The sequence below is a fragment of the Meiothermus sp. CFH 77666 genome, assembly GCF_017497985.1.
Lineage (GTDB): Bacteria > Deinococcota > Deinococci > Deinococcales > Thermaceae > Meiothermus.
The window spans coordinates 1-18,909 of record NZ_JAGDFV010000007.1 but is presented as its reverse complement, the minus strand read 5'-3'; the positions used below and the strand labels follow the sequence as shown (position 1 = coordinate 18,909).

Sequence of the window (18,909 nt, the reverse complement as noted above, 5' to 3'; positions counted from 1 at the left end):
GATAGCCGAAAGCCAAGGCTCTGCAGGGGGTACGCAGGTCGTTGGTTCCTTTGACTAGGATTGCTCGTCACCGTCTAGCGGCGAGCCAACCAAATCTGACTACACATCCCAGTAGTCGTCGGGATAGGGCAGCCCCACAGCCTGGGCAAAGGCTTGCAGGCCCAGCCGGTCGGGGGCTTCCAGGTGGTAGCGGAAGTTCCACAGGTAGTGCTGCATCAGGCGCTCGGGCACGTTCAGGCGCTGGGCCTCGGTGCCGGCCACGGCGGCCAGGTTGCCCAGCCCCAGCGAACGGGCGGCCCGTAGCCGCCGGATAATTTCGGGCGGTGGGGGGGCGGTTTTGCGGGTGGCCCAGACCGCAAACACAAAGGGCAGCCGGGTCTGCTCGAACCAGCGCATCGAGAGGTCGGTTATGCGAATGCCCTCGACCTGGGTGGGCACCTGGTGCACCGACTCGGGGATGATGGAGAGCAGGCCAAAGTAAGTGGTAATGGCCCGGTCGCCAATCAGGAGCACCCCGTCGTAGCGCTCCAGGAGCTCGAGGCCGCCCTGCTCGGGGGTGAACCGGGCCTCGATTCCGTCGGCCTCGAGCAGATGTTGCAACAGCCGCACCGAGGTGGCGCTCTCGGTGGTCAGGGCAATGTGCCGGAGCTCGCTCCAGGGCTTTTGGTGGAACAGATTAACCGAGTACACCGGCCCCAGGTCGGCCACGCTGAAGTCGGGCAGGGGCCGCAGGTGTTCGGCGTTTTCCAGATAGAAATAGGAAGAAACCAGGCTCAGGTCTACCGAGCCCTCCAGAAGCCAGCGGTTGAGCTCGGTGGGCACGCCGTAGCGAAAAACCACCCCGTCCCCCTCCTCCAGGAAGTGGTAGAGCGGGGCGGTGTTGGCGTAGCGGGGGACACCCAATATATAGCTCATGGCGGATGGCTAATGGCGGTGGGCTTGGGTAGGGGTCTGGCTATTGGCCATCGGCCATTGGCTACCGGCATAGATGCGCAGCTCGTTGTACAGCGCATCCCGCTCGACCGGCACGCGCCCGGCCGCCTGGATGAGCTGCACCATCTTCTGACGGGAGAGGCCCAGGGGCGAGGTGGCTCCGGCGGCGTGGGCGATGTGCTCCTCGATGATGGTGCCGTCAATATCGGAGACGCCCCAGTCGAGCGCTACTTGCACCAGGTCGGAGGAGATCATCACCCAGTAGCCCTTGATGTGGTCGAAGTTGTCCAGGTAGAGCCGGGCCACGGCCAGGTTACGCAGGTCGTCGAGGCCGGTGGTGAACTCGGTCTTGCCCAGGTTGAAGGCCAGCGCGTTGGCGTCGGGCTGGAAGGCCAGGGGGATGAAGCTGTAAAAACCCCCGGTTTCGTCTTGCAGCTTGCGCAGCCGATCCATGTGGTCGAGGCGCTCTTCCAGGGTTTCGATGTGCCCGTAGAGCATGGTGGCGTTGGTGCGGATTCCCAGGCTGTGGGCCTCGCGGTGGATTTGCAGCCACTTCTCGGCCTTGACCTTGTTCTTGGCAATCTGGCGGCGCACCCGCTCGGCGAAGATTTCCGCCCCACCGCCGGGCAGGGCCACCAGGCCGGCCTCCTTCAGCTCGCGCAAGACCTCGAGGGTGGGTTTCTTGCTGATTTTGGAGAGGTGCTCAATTTCGGCGGCGGTGAAAGCCTTCACCTGGATACCGGGGAAGTTTTCGTTCAAGGCCCGCACCATCTCGGGGTAGTAGCTCCAGGGGCGGTTGGGGTGGTGGCCGCTGGACATGTGCAGCTCGGTCAGGCCCGGCTCCCACTTTTCGCGCACTTTGGCCACCACGTCCTCCACGCTATAATCCCAGGCCCGCGCCTCGCCTTTTTTGGCCGCAAAGGCACAGAAGGTACAGCCCACGTAGCAGATGTTGGTGAACTCGAGCCGCATGGAGTGTACAAAGTAGGTCTTGTTGCCGTGCTTACGCTCGCGCACCCGGTTGGCCAGCCACATCAGGGTGTTGTAGTCGGGGGTGTGGTAGAGCGCCATTCCTTCGTCGAAGGTCAGGCGCTGTCCTGCCTCTACTTTCTCGAGGATGGGCAGCAGCTTGGGATCGCGCACCAGGGGAACGAACCGTGAAGCGCCAACGGAGGGGGAGGCCGCATTCATCAGAGACAATCCTAACACTGCCCGGTTGTGAAACCTGGTACTTGGCTGACGATTGGAGCGGTCAATCGGCGTAAACGTTGTGGGGCTGGGTAGAGCCTCGGACGACCAGGGTGGGCTCGAAGCGCCGGGCCCGGGGGCTGCCCTTATAGCCACGAATGCGCTCCAGCAGCATGCGGGCGGCCTCGGCCCCCATCTCCTCGATGGGCTGAGCCAGGGTGGAGAGGCCTTTGGCAGCGGTCCAGGGGTGGCCGTCGAAGCCCAGCAGGCGTACCTGCTCACCAACCTTCAGGCCCTGCCGCTCGGCCTCCTCCAGCACCCCCAGGGCCAGCAGATCGGCCCCGGCGAAGATGTTGAAAGGGGGCTTGGAGAGCCGCAGGAAGTGCTGTAAGGCCAGCCGTCCCCCTTCGGCAGAAAAGCGCGACACGAACACATGCGAGCTGGGGAGGGACTTGCCCGCTTTGCGTAGCCCTTCCCGGAAGCCCTCGATGCGTTCCTGACCTACGGTGTTTTTCAGCACCTCGTCGAGTTCTTCCTGGACCTGGATGGCAAACATGGCGCCGGGGAACTGGGCTAGGTGCTCTGCGGCCATCTGCCCGCCCAGGCGGTTGTCCATGAAGGCCGAGTCGTAGCGCGGGCTGTAGGCATCTACCAGCACCACCGGACGCTCGGTGGGGAACTTCTGGTTGGGTAGCAGATGGGCCAGGCCCTGGGAGGAAACCAGCAGTCCATCGGTCTGGTAGGCCAGTGAGCGGCTTTCCAGGTAGCGCTCGAGGCGGCTCGGGGAAAGAATGGGGAAAAGCGCAATTTCGTAGCGCTCTTCGGTCAGAATGTGCTCGATGCCCTCGAGCAGGCGGTTATAAAACTCAGTCGAGATAACCGGAAGAACAAACGAAACGGTGTAACTGCGTCCCCCGGCCACCCGTCTGGCGTGGGGGTTGGGGCTGTAGCCCAGGCTGGCCATGGCCGCAAGAACCCGGTTGCGGGTCTCCGGGCGCACCGAGGGGTGGTTGTTGAGAACCCGGCTGACCGTGCCAATACCGACCTTGGCAAGGTGGGCGACTTCGTGGATGGTGGGTTTGCGTTTGGCCACAGCACGTTCCTTTTTTGTATGGAAGCGCTTTCTTTATGAATCCGACCTTAGTTTATCACACAATCTGGGCTACGAGAACCCAAAAACTGCATGCCATCTTTACAAGGAGGTAGGAGGTGGGAAGTGGGAGGTGGGGTCGAGACATTCAATACCCACCACCCAGAGTTGGTATCGCTTGGTGAAGGAGGTGTTTCATAACCCTTGCCAGAAGGTTGGTTTAGGGCCTTGCGTTGGTCTTTATTTTGGCTATTGGCAACTCAATGGTTGTCGCCCAAACCGTTTAGCATAGAAAGCAGTGGCTATGGACTTGGTGTGGGTGGTGGTGGCCTATCTGGTGGGTTCGCTCAGCTTTGGGCGCATTGCCGGGATTATCCGGGGTTTCAACCTGGCCGAACGGGATACCCCCGGCGCCAGTGGGACTTTTCGACAACTGGGGCCTGCATGGGGTATTGCGGTGGCACTGGCCGATGTGCTCAAGGGGGTTCTGGTGGCCTACCTGAGCCAGTGGGCCCAGGCGCCCTGGGCCATGCCCCTGATGGGGTTGGCGGTGGTGGCGGGCCATAACTGGCCACTCTACTTCGGCTTTCGGGGCGGGGGGGGCATTGCCCCCACCCTGGGTTTTTTTGGCTATTTGTACCCCACCCTCACGCTGGTGGCTGTGGGGATTGGTTTGGCCGTAGCGGGCCTGTACTGGCAACTGTACTGGAAAAACCATCGGGGTAGCTGGTACCCCATTCCGGTGGGGGCCCTGGTGGGGTACATCTACGCCCTGATCGCATTCTGGCCCACTGGCATGGGGTTCTGGGCGTTTCTGGGGGTGAGCCTGGCGGTGGCCTTGCGGGGTTTGCGAATGACCCGGAAGGGCTGATGAGACGAATTCGATCACATTCAACCGGGTGTGTCCCTGTTTCAACCAGCCTCAACAACCCCAACTCGCCGTGAAACCCCTCTGGATGCCGATCACCATAGCGGCACTGACCTTCCGGCGCAGACCGAGTACCCCTACGGGGGCTTGGATAGAGCTTTGTGCAGCACCCCAAGGGGGATTGACCGTCTGGGTTCATTGGTTGATTTTGGGACGCACCCCATTCAACCCCGGCAAGTCTCCCAGAATGCTCCGCTTGCTAAACTGGCTGTTGTGCGGATTGTTTTTGCCGAGCAAATCGAATACACCCTGGGCGCGCGCGACCTGCTGGATGGGGTGAGCCTGGAACTGCGCCACGGCGACCGCCTGGCCCTGGTGGGGGCCAATGGCTCGGGCAAGACTACCCTGATGCGCTTGCTGATGGGGGAGTTGCAGCCTAGCTCGGGGCGTGTTCACCGTACCGAGGGGGTGCACCTCGAGCTGCTGCCCCAGGATCCCCAGTACGGCCCCGGCGATACCGTAGAAAGCGTGCTCAAGCGTGGGTTTGCCCGGATACAGGCCATGGAAGCCGAACTGGCCCGGCTGGAAACCCACCTGGCCGATCCCGAGGTCTACCATCGCTGGGAAGAGCTGCACGAGCGCTACGAGGCCATTGGGGGCTATCAGCAGCGTTCGCGTTACGAGGCCGTGCTCAAGGGGTTGCGCTTCGAGGGGCGGGAACAGGAAAAAGCCAGCGTACTCTCGGGGGGCGAGACCCGGCGGCTGGCACTGGGCGCTTTGCTGCTTTCGGGGGCGGATGCGCTCTTGCTGGACGAGCCCACCAACCACCTCGACCTCGAGATGGTGGCCTGGCTGGTGAACTTCCTGCAATCCTTCGGGGGGGCCACGGTCACGGTCTCGCACGACCGGCAGTTTCTCGACCAGGTGACGGAGCGGGTGGCCTGGCTGCGCAAGGGCAGGCTCAAGCTCTACGAAGGCAACTACTCCGCTTTTCGCCGCGAACGGGCGCTACAGGAAGAACAGGAAGCCCGCGAATATGCCAACTGGCTCAAGGAAAAGGAGCGGCGCGAGGGCATCCTGGAGCAGGCCCAGCGCTGGGCTCATAGCAGCGCCAAACACGCCAGGCGGCTTCACAGCCTGGAAGCTCGCCTGGAGCAGTTCATGCAGGAGGCGGCCGAAGCTCCCGAGTCGGACGACCCCACCGTGCGGATACGCTTTCCAGTCGAAAAAGAGGTCACCGCCGAGCGGGTATTGGAGGGCTGGAACCTGCAAAAAACCCTGGGGGCGCGGAGGCTCTTTGAAATTCCTAATCTGCTGGTTCGGAATGGCGAGCGCATCGCTATCATTGGCCCTAACGGGGCTGGCAAAACCACCCTGCTCAAGGTGCTCCTGGGGCTGCTGCCTTCCGACCACCCCGCGGGCCGGGTCAAAACCGGGCCGGGGGTGCGGGTTGGCTACTACGACCAGAAGCTTTCGGGCTTCGACCCCGAACTCACCCTGTTCGAGACGCTTTACCGGATGCTGGGCGAGAAGGCCCATGCTGCGCTGGGGGCCTGGATGTTTCCCTACGAAGCCCAGTACAAGCAGGTAAAGAGCCTGTCCGGGGGCGAGCGGGCCCGGCTGGCCCTGCTGGCGCTCTCGTTGCAGCAAGCCAGCCTGCTGGTGCTGGACGAGCCCACCAACCACCTGGATTTAGAAACGGTGGAGGCCCTCGAGCAAGCCCTGCTGGCCTACCCCGGCACCCTGCTGCTGGTCTCGCACGACCTGTTTTTCCTCGATCAACTGGCCACGCGCACCTGGCACGTTTACGAGGGGGAGTTTGCCGACTATCCAGGCCCGCCCGGCGAGTACCTCGAGCGCCGCAAAGCCGAGGTGGTGCCCAGGAAGCAGGGGCGTCCGGTCTCCAGGGTCGAAACCCAGAATCCGAAGCCCCCCAGGGCCAAAGGGCGCTGGCATCTGGAGCGCGAGAAAGAACGCCTGGAAGCCGAGATTGCCGAACTCGAGGCCCAGCTTGAGGCGACGCTGGCCAGGGCCAACCAGCCGGGCCTGCACCACAGCGAGTACACCCAGATTGCCCAGGAGCAGCACCGGCTCGAGGCTGCCCTCGAGCAGGCCTTTAGCCGCTGGGCGGAGGTGGCAGATGGGCTCGAGGGCCTGGCTTGAGTGGGGTGAGCCCAGGGGTTGTACTGCCTGGGCGGCCAGAACCGCAACCAGTCCACCGTCTTCCTGTGTGCAAAAGGTTTGGATAAAAGCATAATCCAACTCAGGATTTGTCTTAGGTCATATAAGATTGTCCTAGCACAATCTGCTCACTTGTACCTTTCCCCCGCTTTAACCTTGTGCATATAATGCCCTCCATCCAGTGGAGGGCCTATGGGGATGCGGGTCAAGCTTCGGCATGACAAACATATGGCGTTGTACCGTCATATTGCCGAGGAGTTTCGCACCCGCATTGCCAAGGGCGAACTACCCCCCGGCACCCGCCTGCCCACGGTACGGGCCCTGGCCCGCGAGGTCGGCACCACCCGCCTCACCATTCACAACGCCTACCGCGAGCTGCAAACCGACGGGCTGATCGAGTCGGTGGTGGGGCGGGGTACTTTTGTGAGTGCGCAGGCCCAGCCCACCGCACAGCCCAGCTTTAGCGAGCGGCTGGAGCCCGACTCGGTGCTCTCCGACCTGCACCGCTTGCAGCACACCCGGGTACTGCACAACCTGGCCCTGGCTACCGCCGACCCGGCGCTCTTTCCCTACGAAGCTTTTTGGGCCTGCCTGGAGGCGTTCAAACCCCTGGCCAAAGAGGTGTTTGGCTACGGCTCGGTAATGGGGGAGCCGGAGCTCAGGGTCTCCCTTAGCGAGCTGCTCGAACAGCGCGGGGTGAGGGCCGACCCCGAAGAGGTGCTGGTTACGGTGGGGGGGTTGCAGGGGCTGGCCCTGGTCTGCCGGGCCCTGGCCGAACCCGGCGAAGAGGTGCTCCTGGAAGAGCCCACCTACCTGGGTTTGTTGGGCATCCTCAAGCAGTTCCGCCTCAAACCCCTGCCAGTGCAGCTGGATGCAGAAGGCCCCCGGCTGGAGGAGCTCGAGGCCCTGCTAAAACGCCACCGCCCCCGCTTTTACTACACCATTCCCAGCTACCACAACCCCACCGGGCTGCGCTTCCGCGAAGAGCGGCTCAGGCGGCTTCTGGAGCTGGCCCAGACCTACGGCTTTACCCTGGTCGAAGACGACACCCTGGGCCTTTTGAGCTACCAGAAGGTGCCCCCCACCCCGCTGTTGGCCCTGGCCCAGGAGATGGGCCTGGAAGCCCAGGTCGTTCATCTGGCCAGCCTTTCCAAGGTGCTGATGCCGGGGCTCCGCATTGGCTATTTGGTGGCCTCTCCGGCCCTGCTCGAGCGCTTCACCGCCCTGCACAACGTCTCCGACATCACCGGCCCCCCGCCCCTGTTGCAGCGGGCGGCGGCCCAGTTCATCCGCCAGGGCGGTCTCAAGCAGCACCTGAGGCAGGTGATTCCCATCTACCAGAAGCGCCGGGATGTGCTGCTCCAGGCCCTGAAGCGCCACATGCCTGAAGGTGTGTGCTGGAGCCATCCCGAAGGGGGGTTCTCCTGCTGGGTCAGCCTGCCCCGGCTGTTTTCGAACCTCGAGCTGCACCACCAGGCCCTGGCCCAGGGGGTGGCCATTACTCCGGGTGAGGTTTTTTTGGTACAGGCCGACCAGGCCATGCACTTCCGGCTGTGTTTTGGAGCCCAGACCGCCGAAGGTCTGGAAGAGGGGGTGAAAGAGCTGGCAAAACTGATCCGTCTGCGGGTTTCATACGAACGGGCTTGAAGCGGGCTGGTGGGAGGTAGCTCACATGGACAACAAACCCAAAGAAGTACGCGGGGCACACTACGTAGATGTAGACAACACCTATCTGGAGAAGCGGCGCCTGCGCAAGAGCGCGGGCTGGGTGCTTTTGTGGGGCCTGGGGGTGGGGGCGGTTATCTCGGGCGACTTCTTCGGCTGGAACTTCGGGCTGGCTGCGGGGGGCTTTGGCGGGCTTTTGCTGGCCACCATCGTGGTAGCGGTGATGTATGTGACCATGGTGCTCTCCATCGCCGAGCTCTCCACCGCCCTGCCCCACGCCGGAGGCTTTTACTCCTTCACCCGCAACGCCTTTGGCCCCAACTGGGCCTATCTGAACGGGGTGACCGACCTCATCGAGTACGTGATCACCCCAGCGGTGATTGTGGTGGGCATTGCGGGCTACATGAACGCCCTGATCCCGGGGGTGCCGGCCTGGATCTGGTGGGCGGTCTTTTACGCTATCTTTGTGGGTATCAATATCCGCGGCACCGCCCTGACCCTCCGGGTCTCGCTGATCGTGACCCTGCTGGCGCTGGCGGTGCTGGTCTTTTTCTACGTAGCCGCCGGGTTCTCCGGTGCGTTTAGCTGGGATAAGGTCTTTAACATTGCGCCGGCAGAGGGGGGCTCGAGCTTCCTCCCCTTCGGCTGGTACGGGGTTTTTGCGGCCCTGCCCTTTGCCATCTGGTTCTACCTGGCCATCGAGCAGTTACCCCTGGCCGCCGAGGAGTCGCACGACGTGGTGCGCGACATGCCCCGGGCGCTTATTCTGGGCATCCTGACCCTGCTGGTGCTCTCGGTGCTGACCCTGATTCTCAATACCGGCGTGGCGGGTGCCAAGGAAGTAGGGGAGTCGGGCGCCCCCCTGGAACTCGGCTTCAAGGCAGTCTTTGGTGATGCGGCGACCAGCACCTTCCTGACGCTCATTGCCATTACCGGCTTGGTGGCCAGCTTCCACGCCATCATCTACGCCTACGGGCGGCTCATTTTTGCCCTCTCGAGGGCCGGCTATCTGCCTACCGGGCTTTCCATCGTGAGCCGCTACCACACCCCGCACTTTGCGCTCATCCTGGGTGCGGTGGTGGGCTTCTTGATGTGCGTGCTGATCAGCACCTTCTCCGATAGCGTGGGGGCCGCGCTTTTGAACATGGCGGTCTTTGGTGCGGTGATCTCCTATGCCATGGTGATGTTCGCCTATATCCGCCTGGCCCGCACCCGCCCCGATCTGCCCCGGCCCTACAAGAGCCCCCTGGGCGTGCCGGGGGCCTGGGTGGGGGCCATTCTGGCACTGGTCTGCCTGGGCGCTACCTTCGCGGTGGAGAGCTACCGGCCCGGCGTGGTGGGCACTGCCGTCTTCGTGGTGCTGATGATGGCCTACTACTGGTTCTATAGCCGCTTCCGCCTGGTGGCCCAGGCCCCCGAGGAAGAGGCCGCCCTCATTGCCGAGGCGCAGCGGGAGATTCGTTAATTCACCCCACGGTAAGCTTGTTAGACGGCTCAACCTGGTGAAGCAGTTAGCCACCCCGTGGGCGTTTTTGCGCTTACCGTGGAGGCCCCGATGGATAACCGGTACTGGTTGAGGCACCAAGAAGCCCACCTGTTGCCCATGGGGTTCGACGCAGGACTGCACGTTTCTGGGTTCGACTTCTGGCGTATAACCCAAGGAGGTATGAATGGCGCAAAGCGCCGAAGAAAAACTCAACTGGCTGGCACAAAAGGTAAGCGCGGGCGAGATTGAGACCGTGCTGGTGGCCTTTCCTGACCACTACGGGCGGCTCATGGGCAAGCGCTTCGAGGCCGAGTTCTTCGTGGAGCACGTGGCCCACCACGGCACCCACGGCTGCGACTACCTGCTCACCACCGACATGGAGATGGAGCCGGTGCAGGGCTACCGCTTTGCCAACTGGGAGCTGGGCTACGGCGACTTTCACCTGGTGCCCGACCTGGCCACCCTGCGGCCCGCGACCTGGCTCGAGAAAAGCGCCATTGTGCTCTGCGACCTGGAAGACGAGCGCACCCACGCGCTGGTGGAGGTAGCGCCCCGCACGCTGCTGAAGCGCCAGCTCGAGCGGGCCCAAGCCCTGGGTTACACGGTGATGGCCGCCTCGGAGCTGGAATACTACCTGTACCAGATTCCCTACCAGGAAGCCCACCGGCAGGGCTATGCTGGCCTCGAGCCCGCCGGCTACTACCTGGAGGACTATCACCTGATGCAGGGCACCCGCGAGGAGCCCTTTACCGCTGCGGCGCGGCGGCACCTCAAGGCCTCGGGGATCCCGGTGGAGAACTCCAAGGGCGAGTGGGGCCTGGGGCAGCACGAGGTCAATGTGCGCTACGCCGAGGCCCTGGAAATGGCCGACCGGCACGTGCTGTTCAAACAGTGCCTCAAGGAAATTGCCGACAGCATGGGCCTCTCGGTGACCTTCATGGCCAAGCCCCACCACGGCCAGGCGGGCTCCTCCAGCCACATCCACCTTTCGCTCTGGAAAGATGGGCAGAACGCCTTTGCCGGGGAGGAAAGCTACGGGCCGGTGAAGGGGTCTAAGGTCTTCGGGCAGTTTCTGGCGGGCTGGATTGCCCACGTACCCGACCTGATGCCCTTCTACGCCCCCACGGTGAACTCTTACAAGCGCTACGAGGACGGCTCCTGGGCCCCCACCCGGCTGGCCTGGAGCTACGACAACCGCACCGCCGGGTTCCGGGTGGTGGGGCACGGCTCTTCGTTGCGCATCGAGTGCCGCATCGGCGGGGCCGACCTGAACCCTTATCTGGCGCTGGCTGCGGCCCTGGCTTCTGGCCTGGATGGCCTCGAGCGAAACCTCACCCCACCCGCCATCTTCCAGGGCGACATCTACCAGGCCCGCCACCTGCCCCGCGTACCCTACACCCTGGGCGAGGCGGTGGAGGGCTTCGCGCAGAGCGCCTTCGCCAAAGCGGCGCTGGGCGAGGCCGCCCACGAGCACTACACCCACTTCTTCCGCACCGAGTGGCAGGCCTTCAACCGGGCCGTGACCGACTGGGAGCGCAAGCGGTATTTCGAGCGTATATAAGTCACGGGTCGCACCAGGCGAGCTATCGTTGGCCGACCTGCGTCCTGCGACCTGCAACAACTTTGGAGGTGTACATGCAACTAACCGATAAGGTGGCCCTCATCACCGGCGCTGCAAGCGGGATTGGCCTCGAGGCGGCCCTGCTCTTCGCCCGCGAGGGGGCACGGGTGGTAACGGTGGACGTCTCGGAAAAAGGCCAGGAGACCGCCGAGCGCATCCGGGCTGCAGGGGGCCAGGCCCACTTCGTGCAGGCTGACGTCTCTAAGGCCGCCGATGCCGAGCGCATGGTGCAGGAAGCCGAGCAAGCTTTTGGGCGGCTCGACATCCTCTTCAACAACGCCGGCATCTCCCACGCCGACGACGACGACGCCATCCACACCAGCGAGGCGGTGTGGGATCTGACCTTTGCGGTGAACGTGAAGGGGGTCTTTCTGGGCTGCAAGTACGGCATCCCGGCCTTGCGCCGGGCGGGGGGTGGGGTGGTCATCAACACCGCCTCCTTTGTGGCCTTCCTGGGCGCGGCCACGCCCCAACTGGCCTACACCGCTAGCAAAGGGGCGGTGCTCTCCATGACCCGCGAGCTGGCGGTTATCCATGCCCGCGAGAACATCAGGGTCAACGCCCTCTGCCCGGGGCCCTTGCAGACCGAACTCTTGATGAAGTACCTGAACACCCCGGAAAAGCGCCAGCGTCGCCTGGTGCACATCCCCATGGGCCGCTTCGGTCAGGCGAGCGAAATCGCCCAGGCTGCCTTGTTTCTGGCCAGTCCGTCGTCTTCCTTCATGACCGGGGCGGCGTTGCTGGTGGACGGGGGCATCACGGCGGCCTACGTTACCCCGGAGTAGGAGTGCAGCAGTGACCAAAACCACTCAAAAAACCATCAGCCCGGTGGATGGGCGGGTCTATGTCGAGCGGGAACTGGCTGGGCCAGAAGAGCTCGAGGCCGCCCTGGCCCGCGCCGCCCAGGCGCAAAAAGCCTGGGCCAAAACCCCGCTGGAAGAGCGGATGGGTGTCGTAAGTCGAATGGTAGAGGTGATGCAGGGGGCAGTGGACGCGGTGGCCGAAGAGCTCACCTGGCAGATGGGCCGCCCCATCCGCTATAGCCCAAAGGAGATTACGGGCGGCTTTGCCGAGCGGGCCCGCTACATGACCCGCATCGCCCCGGCGGCCTTGAAGGACGTTCCGGTGGATGAACTGCCGGGTTTCACCCGCTTCATCCGGCGGGAGCCTCTGGGGGTGGTGCTGGTGCTGGCCCCCTGGAACTACCCCTACCTGACCTCGGTCAATACCATCGTGCCGGCCCTCCTGGCCGGGAACGTGGTGCTCTTGAAGCACTCTGCCCAGACCCCCCTGGTGGCCGAGCGCTACGCCTGGGCCTTCCAGGAGGCCGGACTGCCCGAGGGGGTCTTCCAGTACCTGCACATGGACCACGACCTGGTGGCCCAGGCCATTGCCGACCCACGGGTGGCCTTCGTGGCCTTTACCGGCTCTGTGGCCGGGGGGCGGGCGGTGGAGCGGGCCGCGGCGGGGCACTTCAAGGGGGTGGCGCTGGAGCTGGGCGGCAAGGATCCGGCCTACGTGCGCCCGGACGCCGACCTCGAGTTCAGTGCGGTGAACCTGGTGGACGGGGCCATGTTCAACTCGGGCCAGTCCTGCTGCGGGGTGGAGCGCATCTACGTGCACGAGGCCATTTACGAGCCCTTCCTGGAGGCTTTTGTGGCCGAGACCCTGAAGCTCAGGCTGGGCAACCCCTTAGACCCCGAGACCACCCTGGGCCCCATGGTGCGCACCGAGGCCGCTGAGTTCGTGCGGGGCCAGATTGCCGAGGCGGTGGCCCAGGGTGCGAAGGCCCTCATAGACCCTCGCCACTTCCCCGCCGACGCCCCCGGCACCCCCTACCTGGCACCCCAGGTGCTGGTGGACGTGAACCACCGGATGCGGGTCATGGTGGAGGAAAGCTTTGGCCCGGTGGTGGGGATTATGAAAGTGCGAAGCGACGAGGAAGCCCTGGCCCTGATGAACGACTCCCCCTACGGCCTTACCGCCTCCATCTGGAGCCGGGACGAGGGGGCCGCGCTGGAGCTTGGAGCGGGCATAGAGACCGGCACGGTCTTCCTCAACCGCTGCGACTACCTCGACCCCGCCCTGGCCTGGACCGGCGTCAAGGAGTCCGGGCGGGGCTGCTCGCTCTCCATGCTGGGCTACGAGCAGCTGACCCGGCCCAAGTCGTATCATCTGCGTAAGGCTTGAGCGAAGGTGGCCCAGCGCCTCGCTTCCAGCCGCTACTGCCGCCGAGGACGCCTATGAAGGTTGCTGTTTTGGTCTGCGACGACCCCCCACCGGGCCTCGAGGGCATTGCGGGCGACTACCCCGCCATGTTCGAGCGGCTCCTGGGCCTGGCCCTCACCCCCTTCGACGTGCGAAAGGGAGCCTACCCCGCCCGGGTGGAAGATTTTTCGGGTTACCTGATTACTGGCTCCCGCGCCTCGGTTTACGACCCCCTGCCCTGGATACCCCCCCTGGAAGACTTCGTGCGGGCGATAGCGGCCTCCCAGAGCCGCTTGGTGGGGGTCTGTTTTGGGCACCAGATGATCGGGCAGGCCCTGGGGGGTAAGGTGGAGCGCTGGCCCCTGGGCTGGGGGGTGGGGGTGCACCGGTTTTCGGTGTACCAGAAGGCTCCCTGGATGACGCCGCCGCTGGAGGAAGTCCGGCTGATCCTTTCCTGCCAGGACCAGATTACCGTGCTCCCGCCGGGGGCGGTGGTGCTGGGGGGGAGCGAGTTCAGCCCCCATGCCTTTATTCAGGTAGGGGAGAACGTGCTGGGGATGCAGCCCCACCCCGAGTTTCCAAAAGCCTTTGCTGAAGCGCTGCTCGAGCAGCGGCGCGAGCGGGTGGGCGAGGCCCGCTACGCCGAGGCCAGGGCCAGCTTTGCCTTGGAGCCCACCGCGAAGGAGGTGGCGGGCTGGATTCGGAGTTTTCTCGCTACCGGGCCTTCCTGAAGCAGTACCCGCCCTTCGATACGCTGGCCGAGGCCGACTGGGTGGGCCTCGAGGGGGCCTTGCGCCGGGTGCGTTTTGCACCGGGCGAGGTGATCCTTTCCCCGGCCCAGCCCGAGGCCGAGGGGCTATTTGTGGTCTACCAGGGGGCGGTGCGCCTCGAGCAGGACGGACAGGGGGTGGCCTGGCTCGAGCCCGGCGAGGCTTTTGGCTACCCCTCGCTCTTGGGCCAGCAGCCCCCCAGCCTGACGGTGCGGGCCGAGGGCGAGGCCGAGTGCTTGCTTTTGAGCAAGGAAGCCTTCCGCCGCCTTTTGGAAAGACCTGCCTTTGCCCTCTTCTTCAGTGCCCGTCTGGCCGAGCGGCTCCGGCTTTTGCAGCCTGCGGCCCTGAGCCTGCCCGACCTGGGGCAAGAGGCCCGCGAGGTGGCCGAAGCGGCAGTCTGGCTCGAGGCCGAAGCAAGTGTGGCCCAGGCCGCCCGCCGCATGCGCGACACCGGGGTGAGCGCCCTGCTCCTGCGCACGCCAACCGGCCTGGCCATCCTTACCGACCGCGACCTGCGCAACCGGGTGCTGGCCGAGGAGCGGCCCTCCAGCGCCCCCGCCCTCTCGGTGGCCAGCGCTCCGGCCCGCACCCTGCCGGCCCGCGCCCCCCTCTACGAAGCCCTGGCCTACATGGAGGCGCAGGGCATCCACCACCTGCCCCTGGTGGAGGGGGATAGGGTGGTGGGCCTCCTGACCGACCGGCTCTTTTTGCGCCGCTGGTTGCAGACCCCGCTGGCCCTGCTGCGCCGCCTGGAGGAAGGGAGCGACCTCGGTCTACTGGCCGAGTACCGCGAGCGGCTTCACGGCATCGTGCGGCAGATGTTGGCCGCAGGCTTCAGTCTGCCGGCCATCACCCGCCAGGTGAGCCTGCTGAACGACGCCCTCACCCGGAGCCTCCTGCGCCTCGCTGAAGCCCGCTTGGGCCCGCCCCCCTGCCCCTACGCCTGGCTGGCCCTGGGCTCCGAGGGCCGCACCGAGCAGGCCCTCCTGACCGACCAGGACAACGCCCTGGCCTACCAGAACCCCCAGGCCCGCCCCTACTTCCAGACCCTGGCCCAGCAGGTGCTCTCCGGGCTAATGGAGGCTGGGTTCCCCCCCTGCCCCGGGGGCTACATGGCCGACCGCTGGGGCTACGCCCTTTCTGAGTGGGAGGCCCACTTTCGCGCCTGGCTTGCGGAACCCCAAGGGGATGCGCTTTTGGAGGCGCAGATTTTTCTGGACTTTCGCCCGATTGCCGGCTCGCTCTCGCTGGAGCCCCTGCACCACTACCTGCGCCAGGCCGCCAGGAGCCGCCATTTCCTGACCGCCCTGGCCCGCTCGGCCCTGGTCTTCACCCCGCCGCTGGGGTTTCTGGGCCGCATCCACTGGGAGGAGGGCCAGGTCAACCTGAAGAAAGGGGGCCTGGCGGCCATCGTGGCGCTGGCCCGGGTGTATGGCCTCGAGGCTGGCTCGCTGGCCCGCCCCACCCTGGAGCGCCTGCGGGCCGCCGCCGAGGCCAGGCTCCTCCCCAGGGAAGAAGCCGAAGACCTGAGCGAGGCGTTTGTGTTCCTCTCCCACCTGCGCCTCAAGCACCAGCTCGAGGCCCTGAGCCGGGGCCAGCCCCCCTCCAACCGCGTGGCCCAATCCTCCCTCAGCCCCCGCGAGCAGCAGATGCTGCGCCAGGTCTTCTGGCGCATCCGCCAGGCCCAGCAGGCGTTGGCGGGGCGGTTTCGGTTGCAGTTGTTGTGAAGTCCTTTTTGGTGGTTTGTCAGATAACATCGCTTTCTTGTTGCTTTTTGGCACGGTTAATACACAGTCGTACAGATGCCTGTACACTGACAACATGCAAAATCAACTCTACCCAGTGCGGTTGCAAAGGAAAGAACGCAGTAGCCTGCTGCACCTGTGCAAGAAGGGTACCGTGGAGGTACAGGTCTACAAACGGGCCCAGGCCCTGCTGCTGGCCCATCAGGGTCTGAAGGATCGAGAGATCGCTTCGCAAGTAGGCCTTAGCCGCACCACCCTGGTCAACCTGCGGCGGCGTTTTCAGCAAGAACGCCTCCAGTGCATCTACGACCAGCCTCGCTCAGGGCGCAAACCACGCTTTGACGGGGTTCTTCGGGCCAAGATCACCGCCCTGGCCTGCAGCGACCCGCCCGAGGGGTATGGCCGCTGGAGCTTGCGGCTGCTGGCCGATCGGGTGGTGGAGTTGGGCTGGGTGGAGAGTATCCACTTTGATACGGTAGGACGCATCCTCAAAAAAACCAACTCCAACCCCATCAGGTCAGAAGCTGGTGTCTAGGCAGGCTGGACGGGGGCTTCCTGGCCCGGATGGAGCACCTGTTGCACCTGTATGCCCTCCCCTATGACCCGGCCTATCCCCTGGTCTGCTTTGACGAACGCCCCTGCTTCCTGATCGGTGAGGTCTTGACCCCCCTCTTGATGGAACCCGGGCAGCCTAAACGGCAGCACTACGCCTACCAGAAGAACGGCAGTTGTAGTCTGTTCATGGCTTTTGAGCCGGCTACCGGGCGGCGCTGGGTTCAGGTCTATGCCCGGCGAAGCGGCCGGGAGTACACCCGGTTCATGCAGTACCTGCAGGAGCAGTTCCCCCAAGCCCAGCGGATCCGCCTGGTGCAGGATAATCTTTCCACCCACAGCCCCGCCTCTTTCTACGCCCATCTGCCGGCAGAGCAAGCCTTCGCCCTGATGGAGCGGTGGGAGTGGAACTACACCCCTTCCAGGGCCAGGCAGCTTTAGAGCGGGAGGTGCGGGCCTGGGTAGCTGAGCGTAACCGACGTCGGGTCACGGTGCGCTGGCAGTTCACGGTGCAGGATGCCCGGCAGAAGTTCGCCAAGAGGTATCTGGTGTAAAGGAAATAATACGACGGTGTAGTTAATAGCTGGGATGGAATTTGTCACTGCCAGAGGTACTCTTCTACGGCATAATGTAACCAAATGGAAGTGGCAAACGACCGTGCTACTCGGCTATTTAAGTTCCTGAGGGAGCTTCACGATATCAGGAACCCGCTCCCCACTGCTTTAGACCAGTATTCCTGGAGATACCATCTCGACACGCTGCCAAAGCACCCCGATGTAGCCTTTGTGGGCTTCTCAGGTGAGGCCCTTGACTACATCTTTCGAGTGGCTCGACCAAAATTATCGCCACCCCCAACGCCTCCTAGTTTACTGGAGGGCTGGATAGAGGGCCCGCTCAATGATCCTAACAACCAGCCTGTTCGAGTTGAATCGCGCGAGCTGGATGTGGAAGGGGAACCCCGAATAATCCTGTTTGCGGAAGATTCACGCCGCGAGAAAGCATGGCAGGATTGGCTTCAGGAGTGGAAAACCTGGGCCATTGCTGAACGCCCCAACCTGGCTGCTCAAAAGGTTTTTGAAGATTTTTACGCCCTAAAAGGTCAGCTTGACCGTGAAGGCGACCGGTTGGAGCTGGTGCTGGGGGACGGAATCCTGAGCTGGAGCCATCAGGGTAAGAGCGTGTACCACCCGCTTTTGTTGCAACGGGTGCAGCTCGAGTTTGAGCCGGATAAAGTCAAACCCGAGTTTCGCATAGTTGAAGCGGATTCACCGCCGGAGTTATACGGAGCCGCACTTAGGGAGTTCAGTGGGGATGCTGGAGCGGAGCCGGATATTAGAAAGAAGCTAGAAGATGGGAGCTATCATCCGCTAGCGCCGGAGACCTCTGAGTTTTATATTTACGTAGTCAATCGCTTACATCTATCTGGGGAGTTTATTGGAAACAGTCTTCCTCCAAGGGATTCCAACAGGCTGTTTATAGGTCGAGTGCCGGTGCTGTTTTTGCGTCCACGCAGCCAGGGGTTCTCGAGAGTTGTTGAAGGGGTACTTGAGGTACTGCCGAAGCGCATAGGCGATCTTACGCCGTTGCAACGGGTGGTAGGGGTAGAGGCGGGTGCGAGCATTACCGGCCAAACCTCTTTGGATGCAACTGAGTCTGATCTCCGAAGCTGGGACTATGAAGATGTATTGGTGAGCAAGCCCATCAACCGTGAGCAACTTTTGGTTTTTAAGAATGTACGCAAACACACGGGCCTTGTAGTGCAGGGTCCACCGGGCACAGGGAAGACCCACACCATCGCCAATCTCATAGGCCAGTTGTTAGCAGAGGGGAAAAGCGTATTGGTTACGGCTCACACCTCCAAAGCCCTTCGGGTGCTGCGCGACAAGGTAGCCCCAGAACTGCAGCCCCTGTGTGTGAGTGTTTTGGACAGCGACCAGGAGAGCCGGCGACAGCTCGAGGCATCGGTTGCCTTCATTACAGAGAAAATAGGCCAGGGTGCTGAGAAGCTCGATGAGGAGTCCCGCACCCTTGAAAAGGCTCGTGAGCGTTTGCTAAGGGAATTGGCGGAAAAACGACAAAAGCTAATCGAAGCCCTGGGTGGGGAGTATCGGGAGGTGGTTGCTGCCGGAAGCGGTTATGCCCCTTCTGAAGCAGCCCGCCTTGTGCGGGAGTATGAAGATAAAGGGCACAACTGGATACCCGGTAAAGTACACACGAACGGCTTGATGCCTTTATCTAATCACTGGTGCTAGTTGAAAAGTAGCGGGAGAAAGGAATAGGGTCTGGTGTATGCGGCCAGACCCGAGATGCATTCTATCGCTGGAAGACGTTGCTTTGGTGATGTACGTTGGGGTAGACGATGCCCTGCGTTCGAAGGCTGAACAGCATGAACATCAACAAGCCAAGCTCAGCCTTAGTGAGTTGGTCACCATCGGGCTGATGTTCAGCCTCAAAGGCGGCTCATTCCGCCGGTTCTACCTGTGGCTGGTCGCCAACCTGGGTGACTGCTTCCCCCATCTACCTGAACGCACCCGTTTGCAGCGACGACTACTCCAGTACCAAGCTTTGGTCGTACATTTTCTGGCCGAACCCAGCTTGTTCT

General features: G+C 63.4%; 16 protein-coding genes and 1 pseudogene. 14 read left to right on the top strand and 3 right to left on the bottom strand.

What is annotated here, in order from left to right; genetic code table 11:
* Positions 1–99: 99 nt before the first annotated feature.
* The 3 genes from J3L12_RS05285 to J3L12_RS05275 form a co-directional block, all read right to left on the bottom strand.
* The gene (locus tag J3L12_RS05285; protein WP_208014002.1) at positions 100–915 is read right to left on the bottom strand and encodes a menaquinone biosynthesis protein; all 816 of its coding nucleotides are present in this window, start codon (positions 913–915) and stop codon (positions 100–102) included.
* Positions 916–924: 9 nt separating this feature from the next.
* The gene (gene mqnE, locus J3L12_RS05280) at positions 925–2,124 is read right to left on the bottom strand and encodes an aminofutalosine synthase MqnE (protein WP_208014001.1); all 1,200 of its coding nucleotides are present in this window, start codon (positions 2,122–2,124) and stop codon (positions 925–927) included.
* Positions 2,125–2,185: 61 nt separating this feature from the next.
* Positions 2,186–3,214, bottom strand: a complete 1,029-nt coding sequence (locus J3L12_RS05275; RefSeq protein WP_208014000.1) for a LacI family DNA-binding transcriptional regulator — start codon at positions 3,212–3,214, stop codon at positions 2,186–2,188.
* Between the two features lie 301 nt (positions 3,215–3,515).
* Here J3L12_RS05275 and J3L12_RS05270 point away from each other — a divergent pair, with 301 nt between their 5' ends.
* From J3L12_RS05270 to J3L12_RS05205, 14 genes and pseudogenes are all read left to right on the top strand, one after another.
* Complete coding sequence (locus J3L12_RS05270) at positions 3,516–4,082, top strand: glycerol-3-phosphate acyltransferase (protein WP_208013999.1); 567 nt, start codon at positions 3,516–3,518, stop codon at positions 4,080–4,082.
* A gap of 270 nt (positions 4,083–4,352) precedes the next feature.
* Positions 4,353–6,242: a ribosomal protection-like ABC-F family protein gene (abc-f, locus tag J3L12_RS05265; protein WP_208013998.1), complete on the top strand. Its 1,890-nt coding sequence runs from the start codon at positions 4,353–4,355 to the stop codon at positions 6,240–6,242.
* A 246-nt stretch (positions 6,243–6,488) separates the two neighbouring features.
* Positions 6,489–7,907 (top strand): PLP-dependent aminotransferase family protein, encoded by a 1,419-nt coding sequence (locus tag J3L12_RS05260; protein ID WP_243454968.1) that lies wholly within the window; start codon positions 6,489–6,491, stop codon positions 7,905–7,907.
* 25 nt (positions 7,908–7,932) lie between these two features.
* Positions 7,933–9,390 (top strand): ethanolamine permease, encoded by a 1,458-nt coding sequence (gene eat, locus J3L12_RS05255; RefSeq protein ID WP_208013996.1) that lies wholly within the window; start codon positions 7,933–7,935, stop codon positions 9,388–9,390.
* Between the two features lie 205 nt (positions 9,391–9,595).
* Entirely contained in the window at positions 9,596–10,972 is a 1,377-nt protein-coding gene (locus tag J3L12_RS05250) for a glutamine synthetase family protein (RefSeq protein ID WP_208013995.1), read from the top strand.
* Between the two features lie 74 nt (positions 10,973–11,046).
* Positions 11,047–11,817, top strand: coding sequence for a glucose 1-dehydrogenase (locus tag J3L12_RS05245; protein WP_208013994.1), 771 nt, complete (start codon positions 11,047–11,049; stop codon positions 11,815–11,817).
* 10 nt (positions 11,818–11,827) lie between these two features.
* Positions 11,828–13,222, top strand: a complete 1,395-nt coding sequence (locus J3L12_RS05240; RefSeq protein ID WP_208013993.1) for an aldehyde dehydrogenase family protein — start codon at positions 11,828–11,830, stop codon at positions 13,220–13,222.
* Between the two features lie 53 nt (positions 13,223–13,275).
* Positions 13,276–13,971: a gamma-glutamyl-gamma-aminobutyrate hydrolase gene (locus tag J3L12_RS05235; RefSeq protein WP_208013992.1), complete on the top strand. Its 696-nt coding sequence runs from the start codon at positions 13,276–13,278 to the stop codon at positions 13,969–13,971.
* A 41-nt stretch (positions 13,972–14,012) separates the two neighbouring features.
* Complete coding sequence (locus J3L12_RS05230) at positions 14,013–15,737, top strand: DUF294 nucleotidyltransferase-like domain-containing protein (protein WP_208013991.1); 1,725 nt, start codon at positions 14,013–14,015, stop codon at positions 15,735–15,737.
* A 94-nt stretch (positions 15,738–15,831) separates the two neighbouring features.
* Positions 15,832–16,290: a helix-turn-helix domain-containing protein gene (locus J3L12_RS05225; protein WP_208013990.1), complete on the top strand. Its 459-nt coding sequence runs from the start codon at positions 15,832–15,834 to the stop codon at positions 16,288–16,290.
* 29 nt (positions 16,291–16,319) lie between these two features.
* Positions 16,320–16,748, top strand: coding sequence for a transposase (locus tag J3L12_RS05220; RefSeq protein WP_208013989.1), 429 nt, complete (start codon positions 16,320–16,322; stop codon positions 16,746–16,748).
* The gene (locus J3L12_RS05215) at positions 16,712–16,861 is read left to right on the top strand and encodes a hypothetical protein (protein ID WP_208013988.1); all 150 of its coding nucleotides are present in this window, start codon (positions 16,712–16,714) and stop codon (positions 16,859–16,861) included. Before J3L12_RS05220 ends, J3L12_RS05215 begins: the two co-directional genes overlap by 37 nt.
* An 84-nt stretch (positions 16,862–16,945) precedes the next feature.
* Entirely contained in the window at positions 16,946–18,559 is a 1,614-nt protein-coding gene (locus tag J3L12_RS05210) for an AAA domain-containing protein (RefSeq protein ID WP_208013987.1), read from the top strand.
* Positions 18,560–18,596: 37 nt separating this feature from the next.
* A pseudogene (locus J3L12_RS05205) lies at positions 18,597–18,909 on the top strand (hypothetical protein); the annotation flags it as partial.